Annotated in this window: 18 protein-coding genes; all 18 read right to left on the bottom strand. The window is 46.2% G+C overall.

From position 1 onward, the window contains the following. The coding region (locus tag C3B52_RS30395; protein WP_103110101.1) for an aminopeptidase at positions 1 to 937 on the bottom strand (937 nt) is incomplete at its 3' end. Between the two features lie 51 nt (positions 938 to 988). Then, complete coding sequence (locus C3B52_RS30400; protein WP_103110102.1) at positions 989 to 1,945, bottom strand: ABC transporter ATP-binding protein; 957 nt, start codon at positions 1,943 to 1,945, stop codon at positions 989 to 991. Next, positions 1,942 to 2,931 carry an ABC transporter ATP-binding protein gene (locus C3B52_RS30405; RefSeq protein ID WP_103110103.1) on the bottom strand — a complete coding sequence of 330 codons (990 nt, stop codon included), beginning with the start codon at positions 2,929 to 2,931 and terminating at the stop codon, positions 1,942 to 1,944. The genes C3B52_RS30400 and C3B52_RS30405 overlap by 4 nt, the downstream gene beginning before the upstream one ends. Positions 2,932 to 2,980: 49 nt before the next feature. Next, positions 2,981 to 3,868, bottom strand: coding sequence for an ABC transporter permease (locus C3B52_RS30410; protein WP_103110104.1), 888 nt, complete (start codon positions 3,866 to 3,868; stop codon positions 2,981 to 2,983). A gap of 2 nt (positions 3,869 to 3,870) precedes the next feature. After that, positions 3,871 to 4,809 (bottom strand): ABC transporter permease, encoded by a 939-nt coding sequence (locus C3B52_RS30415; RefSeq protein ID WP_103110105.1) that lies wholly within the window; start codon positions 4,807 to 4,809, stop codon positions 3,871 to 3,873. Between the two features lie 144 nt (positions 4,810 to 4,953). Next, positions 4,954 to 6,039, bottom strand: a complete 1,086-nt coding sequence (locus C3B52_RS30420) for a serine hydrolase domain-containing protein (RefSeq protein ID WP_103110106.1) — start codon at positions 6,037 to 6,039, stop codon at positions 4,954 to 4,956. After that, positions 6,014 to 7,483, bottom strand: a complete 1,470-nt coding sequence (locus C3B52_RS30425) for a serine hydrolase domain-containing protein (RefSeq protein WP_103110107.1) — start codon at positions 7,481 to 7,483, stop codon at positions 6,014 to 6,016. Before C3B52_RS30425 ends, C3B52_RS30420 begins: the two co-directional genes overlap by 26 nt. A gap of 35 nt (positions 7,484 to 7,518) precedes the next feature. Further along, entirely contained in the window at positions 7,519 to 9,135 is a 1,617-nt protein-coding gene (locus C3B52_RS30430; RefSeq protein WP_103110108.1) for an ABC transporter substrate-binding protein, read from the bottom strand. A gap of 130 nt (positions 9,136 to 9,265) precedes the next feature. Then, positions 9,266 to 10,288, bottom strand: coding sequence for a MerR family transcriptional regulator (locus C3B52_RS30435; RefSeq protein ID WP_103110109.1), 1,023 nt, complete (start codon positions 10,286 to 10,288; stop codon positions 9,266 to 9,268). Positions 10,289 to 10,443: 155 nt separating this feature from the next. Continuing rightward, a complete protein-coding gene (locus C3B52_RS30440) occupies positions 10,444 to 11,319 on the bottom strand; it encodes a serine hydrolase (protein ID WP_103110110.1) in 876 nt (291 codons plus the stop codon). 27 nt (positions 11,320 to 11,346) lie between these two features. Further along, on the bottom strand, positions 11,347 to 13,443 hold the full coding sequence (locus C3B52_RS30445; RefSeq protein WP_103110111.1) for a S9 family peptidase: 2,097 nt from the start codon (positions 13,441 to 13,443) through the stop codon (positions 11,347 to 11,349). A gap of 55 nt (positions 13,444 to 13,498) precedes the next feature. After that, complete coding sequence (locus C3B52_RS30450; RefSeq protein ID WP_103110112.1) at positions 13,499 to 14,935, bottom strand: serine hydrolase domain-containing protein; 1,437 nt, start codon at positions 14,933 to 14,935, stop codon at positions 13,499 to 13,501. Positions 14,936 to 14,982: 47 nt separating this feature from the next. Then, positions 14,983 to 16,026, bottom strand: a complete 1,044-nt coding sequence (locus C3B52_RS30455) for a dipeptidase (RefSeq protein WP_103110113.1) — start codon at positions 16,024 to 16,026, stop codon at positions 14,983 to 14,985. 298 nt (positions 16,027 to 16,324) lie between these two features. After that, complete coding sequence (locus tag C3B52_RS30460) at positions 16,325 to 16,933, bottom strand: hypothetical protein (RefSeq protein WP_103110114.1); 609 nt, start codon at positions 16,931 to 16,933, stop codon at positions 16,325 to 16,327. Between the two features lie 22 nt (positions 16,934 to 16,955). Continuing rightward, complete coding sequence (locus C3B52_RS30465) at positions 16,956 to 17,510, bottom strand: NADAR family protein (protein ID WP_103110115.1); 555 nt, start codon at positions 17,508 to 17,510, stop codon at positions 16,956 to 16,958. 37 nt (positions 17,511 to 17,547) lie between these two features. After that, positions 17,548 to 18,291, bottom strand: a complete 744-nt coding sequence (locus C3B52_RS30470; RefSeq protein ID WP_103110116.1) for a YwqG family protein — start codon at positions 18,289 to 18,291, stop codon at positions 17,548 to 17,550. Between the two features lie 154 nt (positions 18,292 to 18,445). Then, the gene (locus C3B52_RS30475) at positions 18,446 to 18,700 is read right to left on the bottom strand and encodes a biotin/lipoyl-containing protein (protein WP_235615905.1); all 255 of its coding nucleotides are present in this window, start codon (positions 18,698 to 18,700) and stop codon (positions 18,446 to 18,448) included. After that, complete coding sequence (locus C3B52_RS30480; protein WP_235615906.1) at positions 18,675 to 20,741, bottom strand: sigma 54-interacting transcriptional regulator; 2,067 nt, start codon at positions 20,739 to 20,741, stop codon at positions 18,675 to 18,677. Before C3B52_RS30480 ends, C3B52_RS30475 begins: the two co-directional genes overlap by 26 nt. Positions 20,742 to 20,803 lie beyond the last annotated feature (62 nt).

Genomic DNA, 20,803 nt, shown 5'->3' on the forward strand with positions numbered 1-20,803 from the left:
AGCATTGTCCCGGTGTGAAATGGAAGCTGCCATCAATTTTTTCGTCGAACAAAATGTCCTTCATCGGTTCTCGTATGAAAGGATTGACGCCGATCGCAAACTCGCCAATATAGCGTGCTCCTTCATCTGTATCCAGAATGCCTTCAAGACGTTTCGTATCATTGGCTGACGCATTTACGATCTTTCCGTTTACAAACTCTAGCCGCACATCCTCAAAAGTAAAGCCCTGATAAGGAGATGGCGTATTGAACGTGATGACACCGTTTACTGAATCGCGAACCGGAGACGTGAACACTTCACCGTCAGGAATGTTTTTATCCCCTGCACACAAAACCGCTGGGATACCTTTGATTGAAAAAGTAAGCTCTGTGCCGGGTCCAATGATTTTCACACGGTCTGTTTTTTCCATCAGTTCCTTTAGCGGCAGCATGGCCTTGGCCATTTTGGCATAATCCATCGTGCAGACATCAAAGAAGAACTGTTCAAAAGCTTCGGTACTCTTGTTCGCAAGCTGTGCCACAGCAGGGTTCGGATAGCGCAGATACACCCATTTTTTCTGGAGACGGACCTGACGAACCGCTTTGGAGAAGGAAGCGGACAGCTTCAATTGTTCATCGGGTACATCAGACAGCTCATTAATATTGTGAGTGCCATCTATGAGAATATAGGCTTGCATTTTCTCCATTCGATACTGTTCATATTCTGCCGCAGTCTGAAATTGCATGGCATCTCCTTGCAGCAACAACTGGCGTATGACAGATTGATCCTGCAGCTCTACATGAGCGTATGCACCTGCTTTATGAATAGCTTTCACCAGCTCTTTGATCAATGGTGTATCAATTTCAATCCCTTCAATCAGTACATGCTCACACGGCTGTACACGAGTTGAGTAGTTCACCAGCACATCTGCCAGTTTGGTAAGTCGTGAGTCCAACATTGTTCACTGACACCTCCACCATCTGAATTTTTCACTTTCTTGACGATGTACCTAATAAAGATGACAGGCAACCATTCTGCCCTCTACTTCCTTTAAAGCAGGCACTTCCTTCTTGCAGACGTCCATGCACGCCCAGCAGCGCTGATGAAACTTGCAGCCTGTGGGAGGATTGGATGGCGAGGGCAAATCTCCTGTTAAGATAATCCGTTCCTTTTTCTCATCCGGATCAGAGACAGGTACGGCAGACAGCAGTGATTGCGCGTACGGGTGCATCGGCTTTCGAAACAGATCTTCCTTTTTCGCCAGCTCAATGACTTCCCCCAGATACATCACGGCCACTCTGTCGGCAATGTGTTCAACGACACTTAAATCATGAGAAATAAACAGATAGGTTAGCGAAAACTGCTCCTGCAAATCCTGCAACAAATTGAGTATCTGGGATTGGATCGACACATCCAGAGCAGACACTGGTTCGTCAGCAATAATTACTTTTGGTCTGAGCATCAAAGCTCGGGCAATCCCGATCCGCTGTCTTTGCCCCCCTGAAAATTCGTGAGCATACCGCATAAGATGCCTTTTGCTCAAGCCGACAATTTCAATCGTTTCTTCGAGCAGTGCTTGTCGCTGTTCTCTGGGTATGCGATGGGCTATCAGCGGCTCCGTTAAAATGTGCTGGATGGTCAGCTTGGGATTGAGTGTATCAAATGGATTTTGAAACACCATCTGCAAGTTCCGCCGCGCCCCATGCATGCCCGCTTTGCTAAAGGTGCGGATATCACTCCCTTCAAACCTGATTTCTCCTTCTGTCGGCTCTACAAGCCGCAGAATGCACCTGCCGAGTGTCGACTTTCCGCAGCCTGACTCCCCGACAATCCCTAATGTTTCTCCTTCGTTTACGGTTAGATTCACTCCGTTCACTGCATAGACGTAGCTCGGCTCTTGAAACCATCCCTTGCCCAATAGAAATCGTTTTTGCAAATTTTTTATTTCCAAGATTGGCGTCGTCATACATTCACCGCCGATCTTTCGCTATTTTCCTCATACAGCCAGCATCTGCACTGGGACTGCTGGTCCACCGCCATCAGCTGCGGATTCTGTTCAAGACAAACAGGCATGACTTTGTCACAGCGCGGGGCAAAGCGACAGCCCTTGGGGTATTCGTCTGGGGTTGGCACGCTACCAGCGATGCTGTTCAGTCGCTTTTGTCCCTTGGCTTTATGCGGGGTCGACTGAATCAACCCGATGGTGTACGGATGCTTCGGATTACGCAGCAGGGATCGTACATCTGCCGATTCAATCACCTGCCCGGCATACATTACCATGACCCGATCACAGGTTTCCGCAACCACGCCAAGATCATGTGTAATCATAATCAGCGACATGCCCATCTCCCTGCGGACTTTTTGGATCAGATCGAGAATTTGCGCCTGAATCGTCACATCGAGAGCTGTCGTTGGTTCATCCGCGATGAGCAGCTTCGGGCTGCATGCAATCGCCATCGCAATCATAACGCGCTGCCTCATTCCTCCCGACAGGCGATGTGGATACTCATGGTAGATTTCACTCGCCCGTGAAATTCCTACCTGTGTAAGCAGCTCGATCACTTTCTCCTTTGCCTCGGCGCGCTTCATGCCTTCATGCTTTTCGATTCCTTCGCTCATTTGTTTGCCGATGGTCAACACCGGATTGAGAGAGGTCATCGGCTCTTGGAAAATCATCGCCATTTCTTTGCCCCTGAGTTTTTGCATGTCCTTTTCGTTATACGCCAAGATTTCCTTGCCGTTTAACTGAATACTTCCCTCGATTTTTCCATTTTTCCCAAGCAAGCGCATCATCGAGAGCGAGGCGACGCTTTTCCCACAACCAGACTCCCCTACGATGCCCAAGGCCTCCCCCTTCCCTACGAACAGAGATAGATCATCTACTACCTTGAAAGCCTTTTCATTTTTTGCAAACGTGGTTGTCAAACCGGATACTTCCAGTACGTTTGTCATGTTGTCTCCTCCTTGCAAATGAATGGAAGCCGACTTTTCATTCGCGGCCTTACGATTTCGGATCAAAAATATCGCGCAGGGCATCGCCTAGCATGTAGACGGTAAAGACGACAATCGTAATCGCCAGTCCCGGAAACGTCGCCAGCCACCAAGCTTCCCGCAAGTAATCCTTGCCTTCACTCAGCATCGTTCCCCATTCGGGAGTCGGGGGTTGGGCTCCCAGTCCAATAAACCCGAGTGCAGATGTCCCTAAAATTGCACCCCCAATGAACATCGTTGTATACACGATCAGTATATTTGAAATATTCGGAATGAGCTGGTTGATAATAATCCACCAGTTGGAGCTTCCGATTGACCGACTCGCTTCCACATACCCTGAGCCTTTGACAGTTAGAGCGGCTCCGCGAACCAAGATGGCGAAACCGGGTATAGATGCAATCCCGATCGCAATCATCGCATTTTCTTGACTGGGTCCAAGTGCAGCTACAATCGCCAAAGCCAGTACAATCCCCGGCAGTGCAAGCAAAACGTCCATGATCCTCATCATCACGTTGTCAAAAATTCCTCCCAGGTACGCGCTCGTTACACCGATGAGCGTTCCAGCGACAAACGTCATCGCAGAAGCCATCACAGCTACTGTCAACGTCACCCGGGTTCCATACAGCAGACGCGATAAAATATCACGCCCGATGGCATCCGTCCCGAGCCAAAATTCTGCCGAGGGTCCCTGCATGAAAGCTTCGTAATACGTTTTGGTCGGATCGTGTGGAGCAATCCACGGACCTATGATCCCGATGAGTATAATCCCCAGCATCATGAAAAAGCTGTATTTCGCCTTCCTTTTTTGCATGATCTTATCCAAGAGTTCCAAGCGGGGAAGTGATCTTTCCTTCCGCCATATCGAACGGACAGGAATTGTTTTGTTCAGCTCGCTCATGCTTACGCTCCCTCCCTTTTTGCCGTGTAATCGATGCGAGGATCAAGAACGGCGTACAACACATCAATCAAAATCACGACCAGGACGTAAATCGCACCGATAAACAAGGTCGTTCCCTGAATCATGGGGAAATCCCGCGAGCTGATGGCTTGAATCGCCAACGTTCCGATTCCCGGCCAGTTGAATACTTGCTCGACAATGACGGCACCACCCAAAAGTCCCGCAAATTCCAGTCCGATGACCGCCACAATCGGGATCATCACATTGCGGAAGGCGTGGCGCAGAAGTACGATCCGCTCCCCCATTCCTTTTGCACGAGCGGTTCGAATGTAGTCATTGGATAAGACCTCGACCATGCCCGCACGCGTCAAGCGGCTCAGTGCCGTCGCCGTCAACGTACCAAGCGTGACCGCAGGCAGCACAATATCCATAAATCCGGTTCCTCCCGCGATCGGAAACCAGCCTAGATGCACAGAAAACACGAGTATCACCAGCAGCCCCAGCCAAAAGCCCGGCAGAGCCATGCCAAAGGTTGAAAACGTCATAATAAGGCCATCCAAAAACGTATCTTTAAACCTCGCCGCGAGAACTCCGAGCCCAATCCCGACAACCACGGCCACCCCTAGACTTGCCACGGCCATTTTTGCTGTAGCGGGAAACCGCTCGGCAATTTCTGTGCTCACGGGTCTGCCTGTTTTGAGTGATGTCCCCAAATCTCCTTTGATCACACCGGACGCATAGTCCAAATACTGGACGACGAGAGGCTTGTTAAGACCAAGCTCCTCCCTCAGCGTCTCGATTTGTTCCACTGTTGCCCGCTGCCCTAACATAATCCGCACGGGATCGCCAGGGATGAAATGAATGAGCATAAACGTAAAAACGGAGAGTCCAAAGAGAACAATAACACCCGACATGAGTCGCTTAATAATATATTGCTTCATGAGGCATTCACCCAGCAGTGAAAAAGCAATCGATTAAACGTCTTGCCTTTGTTGCCAACACCATAGTAGTGGCTCGCTTTACTACCAGACTCATTATTTTGTAACAATATGTGCACCTCCCAAGTTGAACCTATCTGCTAATGGCTAAGGAATGATATACGGTCGTTCAAATACAATATTCTCGATTGCTTCCAGAGCCTTTTCCGTCCATTCACGTTCCTGCTCCACGTTTGTGAGATAAATAATCGTTTTATCTTTTTGAACATATCGTCGGAGCCAGCTTCGATACCCTGGCCAGCTTCCACCGTGATGCACGACTTTTCCTGTCACCTGATCTTCACGCAGCCGCCAGCCAAAACCATAATCAGACATACTGTTGTCTACTAGCTGCACTGCGGAAAAAGCTCTCTCTAGCGTTTCTTTCTTTACCAGCTTTTCTGTGTAAAGAGCTCTGTCCCACTTGCGCAAGTCATCTAGTGTTGAACTGACCGCGCCATCTCCCTGAATGCCATCGAGATAAATGACAAAATCGTGCAGACTTGATTCATCCGGTAGCACAAATGCTATAGATTGTTCAGCAGAAACATATCCATAAGCGTACTGCTGGATCAACTCAGGAGAATGTCTCCGGTTGTATACTCTGGTGTGCTGCATATCTAGCGGTTGAAAAATCTGCTGCTGCAAGAAATCGGCAAATCTTGTATCCGCTACGCGTTCTATGATCGAAGCCAATAAAGCATAGCCGGTATTACTATACTCATACCTTTCACCCGGGCTAAACAAGACGTCGGGTCGATGCTTGATTAGCTGATCAATGATGTCTTGATTCGTAGAAATTTTTGTTTTATCCCAATATTGAGAAAACAACTCCATATAATCAGGCAAACCGGATGTGTGTACAAGTAGATTTTCTACAGTTATATTGGCATACGGAAAATCCGGAAAGAATTTGTCTACTTTATCCGTGTAGTCGAGTTTTCCTTGCTCTTGCAGGATCATGATCCCCATTGCCGTAAAAGCCTTGGAAACCGATGCGAGTTCAAATACAGAATCTAGTGACAATTTTTCAGCCGTTTCCAGATTGGCCATGCCTATGGAATTTTGATAGAAAGCGTTCCCTTCTTCCAATATCAAAATGTTGCCACTCCAATTACTTTGTTCGGCAAAACTAGAAAAAAGCTCATCTAGCTGGCGACATCTTACATCACTTGCTTTGGCTCGCTGTGTCATTTTTCGTTCCCCCACTCGATTTTTTATCATCCTTTGAGAACTGTCTTCCAGCAAAAGCCATTCGAACAATCTCATGATTTCCCGCTCTGATAAACCGTGCAGAGCAATCGGTTCCAAAAGCCCGGACTACAAAAAGATCTTCAGCAAATGGTCTCATCACGTAGCTTTCTCCCAAAAAAGAGAGCTTTAGTTGACCATTTTCTAATCGGATCGGTACGGTCCCAAATTCACTAGATTGATAATCGCCCACGAATTGAAGCATATCCTCCATAGAAACGGGATAATTTTTGCCATCCAAATGAGAGGATTCAGGAGGGCGGTTTTCCAAACAATTTAGCGCACCCGACATAATCGCCAAAACCGGCGACAATTCTATATTGGACAGTGCCACTCCGGCCAGTTCTGTTTCTGGAAAGAAGCACATTTGAGCGGTAATCCCTTTAAAACCACCACTATGTTCAACCAGCTTTTTTCCGTAGTAGTCAGGAGTGATGACCAAACCGTAGCCGTAAAACTGACCAGGTATCATATCAGTCGGAACATACGGGGTCATCATTTGTTCTACACTTTCAAGTGTCAGGATTCGTTTCCTCCCTTCAGTAAGTCCGCCTTTGCAAAACATGTCCGTATATCGAAGCATATCCCGCACCGTTGATTTGATAGCTCCTGCCGCTCGGGAAGCAGGCGTATCCCACCAATTTGGAGATGAGCTCACTTCCTTGTGATCGCCACTGTCTCGCATGATATACAGATTGGTAATATTCTCATACCCATTCAGCTCTTCCAGAAAAAAGCTAGTGTGCTCCATTCCGATTGGATCGATGATATGTTCCTGGACGTACATCTCATACGACACTCCGCTGACACGGTTAATGATCGCTCCCAGCAAGGCGTAGCAATCATTGGAATAACTGAACTCCGTACCTGGAGCACCTAAAAGCTCTAGATCTAATGTAGAAATAACACTCAACAGATCTTCGTACGTATCAATTGGTACCGTAACTGCTTTCTCGTTTTGCAAAAATGGATGGTCTTCTGCCTCATTCTCTTCCAAGCTTCGCATCACACTTGCATAAAAGGTTGGCAACGGAGGAACACCACTCGTATTGGTCATAAAATGATGAATCGTGATTCCCCCAACATCCAGATTTTTCAGACGGAATTCCGGCAGATATTTGACTACAGGATCATGAACGGATAACATGCCTGCTTCCTGTAATTGCATAATCGCCACACAAGTAAAAGACTTGGTTATAGATGCAATCCCAAATACCGTATCGATTGTCACTCCTAACTGCCGCTGCACATCACGAAAACCAAACCCGTTTTCGTAGAAGAGCTGACCATCTTTTGCGAGTCCAATACTAACTCCAGGAACTTGACCTTCTGTTATCCATTTTTGAGCATACTGTTCAAAAGAACTCGCCCAGTTGTTCGTTTGCATGTTCTTTTCTCCTTCATTATCCTTTAAAATGCTTGTTAGTCAGCGATCCAGCTGTCATTATAGGTGGGTACAACAGAAGTCCACTTCACGCCTTTTACTCGAGAATTTATAACAGCAAAGGCCTTGTCGTTATAAATAGGGACAACATACGCTTGCTCAATCAAGTGTTTTTGGACATCCATATATACTTGCTTTCTGGCATCAGTCTGTAAGGTTGTACGCCCTTTCAAAAGGAGAGCATCCAGTTGGTCATCTTTTACACCAGACACGTTGAAGGCACCATCGGAATGAAAATAAAAGGTTAAAATATCAGGGTCATCATACTCGCCAGAAATCAGTGTTACATCAAAATTTCCTTTAATTACTTCTTGCATGTACCCTGCCATATCTATCTTCTGAATCAAAATTTTGATACCAGCCTCTCCCAGCATGGCTTGGAGCAATTGGGCTTGTTTGTCAACATCTGCAGTAGTCAGCATGTTCAGGCTAAGCGTTTTTCCGTCCTTTTCTCTCATTCCACTTCCGTTTAGTTTCCAACCAGCATCGTCTAACAATTTCTTTGCTTCGTTCACATTATATTCGTAGCCGTACTTCTCTAAGGATTTGTCATACCCAAATGTAGATGGAGATAACGGCGTATGGGATACTTCCCCTTCTCCCTGCAAAACAGCTTGGATAATGGCTTCTTTATTGACGAGCATATTTAATGCTTTTCGCACCTGAATATTCTGAAACTCCGGTCTTGATAGATTCATCTCTAGCAACAAACCTACTCCAGGGCGTAAACGCTCCATAACTTGATATTTCGGATTGCTTCGATAATTCTTCACTTCTTTGACTGGTACTTCCGTTGCTACATCAATTGCACCACTCTCCAGTGCTGACATCCTAAGCTGGCTGTCAGCAATCCCTTTTATGATTAGCTTTTCGGCTCTTGGAGGACCTTGATTTTCATAATAGGGCTCACCCCACTGAAACGCTTCATTTCGAACATAGGTGACACCTTCGCCCGTTTTCCAACTCTCAAACTTCCAGGGCCCTACTCCCACTGGATTTCGTCCGTAATGCTCTCCTGCCTTTTCAATCGCTTTTAACGATAACGGCTGCGATATATAACTTGCTAACGTTTCGAGAAAGGCAGTAGTGGGTTCATGTAGCTCTAAAACGAGAGTCTGTTCATCTGGCGCCGACACACTTTTTATTGGAGCAAGTATTTCAGCGGTTGTCTTTGCCTTTGTCTGCGGACTGAGAGCACGCTCGAAGGTTTCCTTAAAACTTTTTGCGGTCAGAGGTGTTCCATCGTGAAAGGTTATCCCGGAACGAATAGTGAAGGTCCATGTTTTGCCATCCTCTGAAATTTTATAGTCACTTGCCAGAGAGGGCTTGTATTCGTTTGTTGCAGGATCCTTATATAACAGGGAACCACCGAGTGGCCATGTGTAGACAACAGCAGATCCAACTGACATGTGAGTATCTAACGTATCCGGTTCATAAGCATATGCGACTGTAATGGTTCCGCCCGGCTTTGGTTTGGCAGTCTCTTGAGGCTCAGCTGGCGCAGTTGTTTGGGTGCAACCAGCTACTAGGAACATACTTAGAGAGACAAATCCACCCAAAACGACACTGCACATTTTTCGCTTGTGTTTCTTCATATGACTGTTGTCCCCTACTTCCCTTTTCTGTTTGAAAGTACTGCCGATGATGACAGACGATTCCACACCCTCATAAGCCAAACACCGAAAATGTTAACGCTTCCTAAAAAATGTAGGACAAGGCGTACATCTATTCTTTATCCATTTGCTCAAGCCTCCACTTTATGGCCTCGTAGAAAAATTCATTTGTATTCACATACGGTTGCATACTCGGGTACAAGATAGAGCAAATCCTTCTGAAACGCTCAACATTTTCTGACTGAATAGACAGTATCTTTTCAGTAAACCGACGGAAAAATGAATCCGAGACGGGAAGCTCGTCTACATCGGCAAACAGCAAGACATACTCTTGAATGTTCTCCTGTACAACAGGACTGTCAGGAGTTGCATGTTGCTCCATTGCCTTCAACAACTGCTTATGGTTGTTAAGTAGCCTGGCGCTCCAAGCCTCAACACTGATTCTAGGTAAATGAACTACTTCCAGGAATGATAGAAAATCGCTTCTCATCTCCTGTACAATCTGTGGATCATTAAACATTTCCTCCAGCTCATCTATTGCAGCCATTTGTGCTGCCGAAAGCTTGCCTTCTAACAAAGTAGATACTTTGGCTCCTAGCAAAAAAATCTCTCGCCATTCGAACGGAAAATGTTCAGGAAAAACGGACAAGAACACTTTTTCCAAAATAAACTTTTCCCTCTCCAATGTATTTGCCGAAATAGATTCAACCAGCTCGTACATATAACTCAGAGAATCCGTAGCACCCTTATTCTGCTTGGTCTGTAGCAATACCGATTTCATACGGGCAAGGGTACGGATTTGGATGTCCAAAGCTTCCATTTGCCATTCTATCGCAACATCAACAGGTATATCCCCGGATATCATTTTCTGAATCTCATCAATACCAAAGTTTAGATAGCGCAAGGTAAGAATCAGTTTCAAGCGCCATATTTCCTCTGCTGTATACAGACGATGACCTCCAGAACTGATCTCTGCAGGTGTAAGCAGGCCGATTTCATCGTAATAACGAACAGTGGGTACAGAAGATCCTGTGATTTTCGCCACTTGTCCTATGGAGAACTTTTCGTCCTTGGCTGCTAAATCAACCTTATGATAGTGTGTGGTTCCTAATCTGTTCCCGGCATTTGCGTGCACACGAAAGCACCTCCTAACCAATTATAAAACCTCAAGTAACTTGAGGTTCAAGAGAAATTATGCTACTCCCGAAATAAAAAGGAAGCTTTCTCACCCAAGAGAAGCTTCCATCAAGAATTTACTTATGACAATCTTTATATTTGTACACTCTTCTGCTAGGCTCCTACGAAATGATCGTAAGCCGCTCTAGCCAATCTGCCAATTGTTCTTTCTCCCTCTTCCATCGTCGGGTTGTTCTTTGACAAGACCGAAATAGCGAATGACCCTTTGTCTTCAGGTAAATAGATGACCCCGACATCGTTGACACAATCGCTGAGAGTTCCCGTCTTATGTGCAACCTTGGTCTTGGCAGGGAGCATGTAAGGCAATCGGCTGTTAAATTGCTGGCGGAATAAAATATCCAGCATTCCATCGCATGCTTGCTCGGATACGACTTGTTTTTTTGCAATCAATTCCACAAGCTTAGCCATATCTTCCGAGGTAGCAGCGTTGTTACGCGGGTCAGCTTGGAAAACAATACTAGATGGATCAAACTTCCAGGCAAGGATGCTATTCAGAGCTTCACGCGAGTAGGCTTGAGGCTCCATCCCTACACATAAGCTGAGCAGATCCCAGCAGCTGTGGTGAATATGGGTGTTCTCCAATCCTAGCTCTCGCATGTAGGCATTCACTTGCTCAGTCCCTACCAGCTTGAGAAGTCGATCGGTAGCGAGGTTGTCACTGACAATAATCATCAGCATAGCAAGATCCTTGACTGTAACCTCCACCCCCAAATGAAGCTCCTGCAAAACGCCTGAACCTGGTACCAGATCTTCCTCACTGATCTTAAAACGATCATCCAAAGACAGTTTGCCTGCCTCCACATCTCTGTATAGGGTAGCAAGAATCGGAATTTTGAATGTACTGGCTAATTGAAACAATTCATTGCCATTGATACTCGTTGTTTCTCCCGTCTGCAAATGCTTGACGGTGACACCAAACGTTCCGGAAGCACCTTGTGCGATTTCCAACAATTTTTGCTCTAGACTCATAGTAGTTCCCTCCCCTTCTTTTTATCCTTAAGCGAGTGATGGCTCCTCTTTGTGGGCAGGCAGATGAGCATGGACGAAGTCAACCATCGCTTCCAAGCGCGCCTGTCGCAGCGAAGGAACTCCGATTTGAAGCAGGCCATGGCTGGAATTTGGCATACGCAGCAGCTCTACTTCCCCGCCCTGTTTCTTGATATACGTGTAAAACTGCTCAGCCTGCTCGAGCGGGCAGCGCAGGTCATCATCAGAATGCAGCAGCAGTAGCGGTGTTTTTACATTTTGCACATAGGCCAAAGGCGAGAATTTCCAAAGCGATTCCATATCCGTCTTGCCAAGGAACTCCACTTCCATAAAATCTGGTCCGATGTCACTCGTTCCGTACATGGATACCCAATTGGAAATGCATCCTTCCGAGACAGCTGCAAAGAACCGATCCGTATGAGTCACAAGCCAGTTTACCATGAAGCCACCATAGCTAAGCCCATTGATCGCTGCTCTATCTTTGTCAATGAAATCATATCTGCGCGCTGCTTCGTCAAGCCCGTTCAAGATGTCCGCCATATCTTTTCCGCCGTAGTCACCATGGACAGCATGGGTAAACTCAGCACCAAATCCTGAGCTACCGCGCGGGTTCGTGTATACGACCGCGTAGCCTTTTGCGGCAAATAGCTGCATCTGGTGGAAGTACGTATATCCAAACATGGAATGTGGACCGCCGTGAATATCTAGCAGCACCGGATATTTCTTTCCTTCCACATAATTTGCCGGCTTGAGCACGAACCCTTGAATCTGCCAGCCATCCTCGGAAGTATATGAAAATGCTTCCGGCAGGGAGACCTGCAGCTCGGTCAACAGCTCATCATTGCAATCATCCAGACGCACTTCATTTTCAGGAAATAGCGCTTCATATTCAGTTGAGAATGCTTCCTTCGGTGATCTGGATTTCCTTACCACTTCTTCTGCCTGTGAAAGCTTTACCACAGCTGCTTTTCCTGGATGCTGTACAGTTGAGTAAGCGATTGCAGCTGTTCCTTTTCCATCAAAGGAAAAATGAAAAATGGTACGTTCGCCACCAATTACCGTAACAGCAGGTGAGTTATCATCCTCTGTAGAAAAACGAACAATATCGCTTTTTCCTTGGCGGGTACTCAATGCAAAGACATAGCGGCTGTCTTCAGACCACTGAGGCACTGGCGTGTATCGCAAACTACGCATATCTGTAAAGGCGAGATCAGTCAGTGTATCGGGGAAGTCTTTACTCAGACCGATCGGCTCTCCCCCACCAGCTGGTAGGACAAACATTTCTCTGTGGTCGATATTGTTTGCAACAAAAGCCAGTTTTTTGGCATCTGGTGAGTATGAGAGGTACGAGACTCGAAGTCCACTGTAGAGCAGCTCCACGTCCCCTCCATCAATCGCGACCCGATAAATGTTTCCACCAAAAGCTTGCTGTTCATTCTGGTTTGGATTGGCGATAAAAGCGATATGCTGGCCAGTTGGCGAAACTGTTGGCTCAGAAATATCGTAAGGACCGTCAGTGATCTGAGTGTGCATGCCAGTTTCGGTATCGACAGCAACGATTTGACGTACAAAAGCCTTCTGCAAACCAGCAGCGTCGAGCTTGTAGTACAGTCGATCAAAGCGTTTTGGGCCGTTCACCCACTGCCTGTTTTCTTGATCGATGCGCTCATTCGCTTCCTTGGCTGTCACCTCAGCATCGTAGACCTCAATACTTGCGCCTTGTGCAACCGGGACAATTCCATAAACAGTCTTACCGTCTGGTGCCCAAACGATCGAACTAATCCCATGACGAAAGCGAGTTACTTGGCGTGCTTCACCACCATCTAGTGAGAGCAGCCAAAGCTGCATGCCAAAAGCACGGTTGGAAAGAAAGGCAATTGTCCTGCCATCAGGCGACCACACGGGATAGATATTGCGAGTACCCGTAGAAGTAAGCACACGACGTGTTTGCCCTTGTGCATCGGCCAGCCAAAGCTGTGTTTCATAATCATCTGTCTTTTTTCGAACGACCGTCTTCTCGTATACAACATGCTGACCATCTGGTGAGATTGTAGGCTTACTCGGCCATTGGAACTTGTAAATGTCTTCTGCAGTTACTGTTCTCATTTCTCATCGCTCCCTTTTTATCAACAGTTGTTTTTTCCGTGACTTGTGACCCGAATTATACGGGCTGCGGCTTTGCGGCTTTCGGAATTTGGCGGAAGCCAAAGCTGATGCGAATCACGTTGTTATTATTGTCACGAATATAGCGAATAGTTGCAGCCGATCCTCTGCGCTTGACTAAAAAGAGGTCATCTCCAATTGGTTTCATTAGCATTGATTGGTTATCTTCAGTTACGAGCTTAAATGCTCCGTCTTCATGGATAATCGCGAGCTTCGAGCCCTCATTGGAATGATATTCGCCTGTGAATTCTTCCACGCGATCAGCGGGAACCTCGTGATCGGCTTCAGGCATATGAGAAGCGTCAACCGCGCGATCCGCAAATGCATTGAGAGCACCATTCATCAGTGCAGTGGCAGGCGAGGCAGTGAGATTGGTGAGAACGATGCCTGTTACGCCTTCCTCTGGAAGCACATGCATTTGGGCTTGTACTCCTTTGATGCTACCGCCGTGCTCGACCAAAAGAGTGCCATGATAATCAGGCGTGATCATTAGACCGTAGCCATAATAGCATCCCTGTTCACATTGGATATAAGGCGTCACCATCTGCTTAACACTGTCTTCCGTCAAAATCCGTACGCTGCCAGCAAGGCCTCCCGTGCGATAAATATCCGCGTATTTTAACATATCCCGTACGGTCGACTTGAGAAATCCAGCAGCACGCATCGCCGGAGCATCCCACCAGTTGTCAGAGAGGAACACTCCCTTTTCTCCGTCCTTGGTTTTGGCAGCATATATGGAGGTAATCGTTGCTGACTCATCCAGCTCATCCAATAAGAACACACTATCGTTCATTCCTGCTGGCACCAGAATGTGTTCTTTCATATAGGCTTCGTAGGATTTGCCACTGACGCGCTCGATAATCACGCCGAGCATGGCATAGGATTCGTTTGAATAGCTGAATTCGGTGCCCGGAGTACCGAGTAATTCAAAGTCCTGCTCAGCCATATAATCAAACATTTCCGCGTACGTATCGACAGGAACGATCTTTGCAAGACTGTATTTATCCTGCTCATTGATCTCATACTCAGGATCAAGCTCAATACTTCGCTTCAGTGCTGCACCCAATGTAGACATAGGTGGCATACCAGTCGAGTGGGTCATCAATTGATGAATGGTCATTTGTTCAACCACATCGCCCACTTTTAGACGAAATTCAGGGAGATACTTAATAACCGGATCGTGGACGGACAGCTTCCCTGCTTCCTGTAGCTGCATAATCGCCATACATGTGAACGATTTGGTGATCGAACCAATTCCGAAAACGGTATCGAGTGTCACTTCCAGCTGCTCACCAGCGTTGCGATAGCCTACTCCTTTTCCATAGACAAGCTCTCCGTCCTTCGCAAGGCCAATTGCTGCACCTGGGACCTTCTCTTCCGCGACCATTTTGTCGACAAATGCCTCATAGGCAGTAATCCATTTTTCATTTGCCATGAATCGATTCCTCCATCACTTTGTTTTTATTTTGAAAGCATTTGCTTTTACTTCCAAACTTCCTGGTAAACACGCTCGAAGTTCGTACCTAAAATCCCTTCGATTTGCTCATCCGTATATCCACGCTCCACCAATCCCGTTGTCAGCTGGGGAATCGAGCGATGCCCGGCAACCACGTCGAAAGGCTTGCGAGGCATATGTTGCAAGCTTTCAGGAGACACGTATTTCATGAAGTCATCGCATAAATCAAGGCCAAGACCGACATGCTCTACCCCAACCAGCTTTGCAATATAATCAACATGATTCAGCAACGTTTGCACATTAGCGTCTTCATCACGATCTGCCGTAAAGAAGTTGTTGGCATTCATTCCGATAACACCATTTCGTGCAGCGAGCGCTTTGATCTGGTCATCTGTAAGATTTCTCATCGAATTTGCGAGACTGCGGCAATTCGAATGAGAAGCAATCACCGGCTTTTTAGCGATCTCCATTACGTCCCAGAAGCCTTCATCGTTGAGGTGACTGACGTCAATGATCATCCCCATCTCTTCTGCTGCTTCAATCAAACGAACACCGAATTCCGTAATTCCTCCCTTTTTCCCCTCACGAACAGGAGAAAAAAAGCTGCCATCACCGACGTAATTCCGTCTGCTCCACACGAGGCCCAAGAGTCTCACACCAAGCTCATAAAAGATTCGCAACAGACTCAAATCATTTGAAAGCGGTTCCGCACCTTCCAACGACAAAATAAAGGCGACCTTTCCTTGCTCTCTTGCGGTGTTGAGGTCGTCCATTGTTTTACAAAGCATGATTTTATCAGACGACTCTTTTGCTTCCTCGTGCATAGCACTAATTTGATTCAGTGCCTTGCGAAGTCCCATTTCTGGTAAAAAATCGCTGTCTACAAAAATTGCCGCTACAATCGTTTTGACTCCGCCCCGCTCAAATGCAGGAAGATAGTCTGTCTCAATCACTCGTTTTCTACCTCGGGATCTCTGAATCTCCACATCCAATAGCAGATCAAAGTGCCCATCGATGATTTGTGCATGACTTTGCAGCTTATGGACTCTTTCTGCGGTTTGTACGCTCAAGCCCTATCCCTCTTTTCCTGCTAAATTTTTGCATGTGCGGTTTTATGATTTATCTTTGAAGTCTAAACTTCTTGGAATCCTTATGTCGGAAGTTTATGCTCTAATTCCAATATTATATTTTTTCCCCCACCTTTTTCAAGACACAAGATTTATAATTTTCACAAAAATATAATTGACACACATGATAAAGCTGAATCTTAGACTGACTGTGTTTCGTATAAACACATAAAAAGCCCATTCAGTTTATTTACTGAACGGGCAATCATTCTAAGAGGAATCGTCGTTAAAATGAAAAATATCATGATGATACTTTTATCAATATCCCCCGATTGGCGTAGAAGCGGGAAAAAACATCGAGAGTCGCGTGAACATTTTCCTGGCTTTTGGGGGTGTCTCCAGAAGGATTGTGAAAAATGATTTCTTGGCACTTATCATCCTTGTCAAACACGTACACCAGATGCCCGCCTTGTTTAGGTGGCGTTACTTCAGGAGTACGGATACTCGGATGGACAGATGCCATATACACATATCCCTGGCCTAGCAAATGGTATATTTCTTCAATCGGCATATGTTCCTTCACCTCGGCTTGCAAACCAAACCTGTCCGCGATAAACGCGACAAAAGGGCGATAAATTAACCCTTTAATGGTGCCATCCTCACTGATCGTGTATCCTCCGTATTCACGGCATTGCTTCGTGAGCTCGATTGTGGGAATAATGACATTCTTCCACTGCGCCAGCAGCATTTTCAAACACGCCATCCCGCAAATATGGGAGCTCCATTCTGCATATTCCTGCCGATCGACTGCCCCAGACATTTGCCACAATGGATCTTTAGAAGGATGCAGTCTCCCGGATAAAATATCTGGTATGAGCTCGCGTGATTCAAATTGTCCGTAATAATGCAAGACTGACTACCTCCCTCTCCTGTCATTCTGACCGTAGCTGCTCTCTTACTGCCATCAGAGCAAAACCTAGTAGATTTTCTCCGCGCCAGCGCTCTGGTTGTTCAGCATGTGGGTGATCCCCAGCCATGCCAATCCCCCATACGCGATCATATGGACTAGCTTCTACGATGACTCGATCTCCCGTTTCAAGCAGAAACTCTCGTAATTTAGGGTGCTGGCTAAATTTCAACAGATTTGCCTGTTGTACGATCTGTGTCTTGTTTTCGTCCCAAACGGCTCCATCAAACGAGCGAACTTTGCGTCCCAGCTCCTTTGCCTGTTTCGGATGTGATACCTTCAGAATCTCATCGCGGATAGAGAGGTCCCCAAACAGCTCTGCCTTTTTTGCCATCATGTAATGCTCTGCTGTCAGGTACGTCGTATCTCCCTCTGAAAAGGTGGCTGGATACCATTGACTGAAGCAGGATTTATCGATAGTTCCTTGACTTTTTTGCGTATGTCCCCAGAAAAACAAGTACTTGACTCGCATTTTTTGCGAGACTTTAATCAGCTCTTGAATATTATGTATGAGTTCCAATCGGTTCCCCCCGTTCTCTATCGTTTTTCACGTACGTTCACAGACAATCCCACGTGTAAACTACATTGGAAAAGTCCAAACGCAGTAAGTCCTCCTTGCGAATGAAAAAATTCGCTACGCCGCTGTCTCCCCATGAAACATAGTAATCCTTGTGATCGCCTTCCATATCAAGCTGCAAAAGGAGAATGGAATCTTCGCTTCTCGGGTCGTCTTGAGTAAAGTACGGATACCCGCCGATCCGCGATCCACTTGCATCTGATAGATCCCAATATTTGGAATATACAACCTTGTCATGATGTGGTGGCAGTTGAAAATGTTCTGATAGGAAATTTTTATAAGGGATCAGCTTCGACTCAAGCTGCCCAGTCAGTTTGTACGGACCACCTAATACCGGACTGTACAGATCAGGATCTTCTGGCTGAAATGGGTCGATTTCTGTTGTATCGCTCACGTCCTCAAAATGCAGGACATGGTATGCTTGATCTAGCAGTCCAAACGTATTATCCTGCTTCACAAAGAAACTGGTTAATCCGTGTGACGGAAACCCATCAAGCTGTGGCATTTTCGCCCAATTCACTTGTGCGATGAACAAATAATCGGTACCGTCTTCATCATGTGGTATTTGCACCATAGGTGGTAACCACGGTTTTCCACCAACCTTGCTGTCAGTCAGTCTAGTCAGCTCTTTAGTGAGAGTCAGCTTAATGGATGGTCTAGCTGTTTCCTCTATATATTTCATAAATTCCGGGGTCCATTTGTTGTTAGCGTCTAAGAAATTCATCTTCTGCTCACCTCCGATTGTATCGCGTTACGCAGCAAAAATTTGGATAATAGCTACTCGCTATTTTAACGGAACAGTGGCCCTATTCGCAAACACATGCAAAACAGCCACCTTAGTAGATGGCTGTTTCTTTTCATCATTCTTCAGTTTCTTTCTATTTGTTGGTCTCCTCGTGGCTCAAGATGATCGATGTCAAAATCATACTGGCTATAACGAGATCTCCCCGTTCAACCTCCACTGCGTCCATGTATCCAGTGACCGGCGAGAAAATATCGATGCTTTTTTGTCCGTCCACCAGCGTGAAGATGATTTCACCTTCCTGAACTCGGTCGCCCGGTCGAAATAATACACGTTCAATCTTACCGGCAAATGGCGATATCACGTCATACTTTAAACCCAATCGGCTCACCTCGACTTAGCTTCTCTTGAATTTCCTGATACTTGCGGCTTATCGTCGATTGACTCACACCTAGCACCTTTGCTGCCATAGAAGTTGTCTTGAATTCGTCCATAGCCATTTTAATAAGCTGCTCCTCTATCGCTCTTGTCGCATCTTTTAGTGGCATAATCTTGTTCATGTTTTGCTTGAAAAATTGTTTCTTCCGCTTTTTCAATAGAGGAGTAATATGATGAGCCTCAATTAAATCTTCATCTGCAGTCACTACAATTCGTTCAATAATATTTTGCAGCTCTCGTACATTCCCTGGCCAGGAATAAGACTCCAGCAGGTCGAGAGCATCCTGGGACATTTGTGTGGATCTGTCGTATTTTTCATTAAAGGTTTGCAGGAAGTGCAGACCGATTAGCGGGATGTCCTCTGAGCGGTCACGCAATGGAGGGATCACGACTGGAATGACATTCAACCGATAATACAGGTCTTCACGAAACGTGCCTTCCTCGACCATTTTTTCCAGATTCTTGTTCGTGGCAGCGATAATCTGCACATCAACCTCAACTACCTCGGAACCACCGATCGGGATGATCTCTCTTTCCTGCAGGACCCGCAGCAGCTTCACCTGCAGATTAAGCGGCATCTCACCGATTTCGTCTAAAAACAGCACGCCTTTGTGCGCCATTCGAAAATAACCAGGCTTCCCGTTCGCATTCGCCCCAGTAAAAGCGCCCTTTTCATAGCCGAATAATTCACTTTCGAGCAGGGTCTCAGGAATGGCGCCACAGTTCACTTTGACAAATGGATTGTTGTTGCGTGGACCCAATTCGTAAATCGTACGGGCAAATACTTCCTTGCCGACGCCAGATTCACCGGAAAGCAGTACCGTCGAAGACGTTTTCGCGATTTTATGGATGTATTTCATTACCTTTTCCATCTGCTCGCTCGCATAAATCAACTGCCGATTTTTTGAGTATTGCTGCTGATCACGAAGATGCTCCAGCTCCTTTTTGTACTTTTCCGACATTTTCTTCGCCTGAAGCAGCTCTTCCTTGAGTAACACCGTTTCGGTAATATCACGCAAAGCGATGACGATCCGCTCCAGCTTTCCTTTGTCGTCAAAGATCGGATTGCCCACAGCCAGAACATTTTTGCCAGATCGGCTTTCTTGTGTCACAGAAACCTTCCGTTTGCGTTCGAGTACCATTCTGACGATCGATGAGAAAAATAATCCTTCGTGCGCAAGCTCCATCAGGTTTAGTCCGATTAATTGCTCTTTGTTGATCTCCCAAAAATCTTTAATTAAATTCCCGCTGTAGCGCAGCAAAATCCCATTTTCATCTAAAACGAGAATCTCATCGTAGATAGACGAAAGGATTCCCTGAAGATCGGTGTTCAGATTTTTGACGTACTCCATTTCCATTGCCATTTTCTCTATGTAAGGCAAATCCTGAAGTACGATGGTTGCTCCAGTTACTGCGCCCTGCTGATTGCGGATGGGACAAAAATCAGCTAGTACCCCGATTCGCTCGTTGACAATGATATAATTCAATACGGTTTCTCCGTGTTCAATCACCTTGAGAAAAACGTCAGGATCAAGCAGCTCTCCTACCCTTTGCAGTCGCAGCTCCTCAGGGGTGACTCTGACCATCCGAAGTGCTTCTAAGCTGAAATCTTCAATCTTCCCTTCCAGATCTGCGATAATAATCCCCATCGGTATAGAGTTGAGCAAGGAGCGAATCCAGTCTGTATGAGCAGATTGATTGGTTAATAGAGAGTATAGAATGTCCTCTCGGTGCAAATAGCCTTCTGGTTTGCCTTCTTGGCTTTGTACAACGACGACCTCTTCCCCGAATAATTGAAAAAAATCCAGCATGTCCGCTTCCTGCTTAATAAACGATAGCTTCGTGTGAAGGGGAAGCTCGCGAACAGCTTTGTTCATCTGCTCCCGATCATGCTGGAGCGGGATCATGTCTGTATTTCGAATGTAGGCAAGCAAATTCTCTGTGTTTTCGGGATCGGTTACAAAGACGTAACGCTCATTGTACCTAGACATCATGTTCCAAACTTCATTAGCTGAAGATTCTAAAGATACTGTATATACTTTTTTAATGAACCAAT

It is taken from the genome of Brevibacillus reuszeri, from assembly GCF_002897295.1.
Lineage (GTDB): Bacteria > Bacillota > Bacilli > Brevibacillales > Brevibacillaceae > Brevibacillus > Brevibacillus reuszeri_A.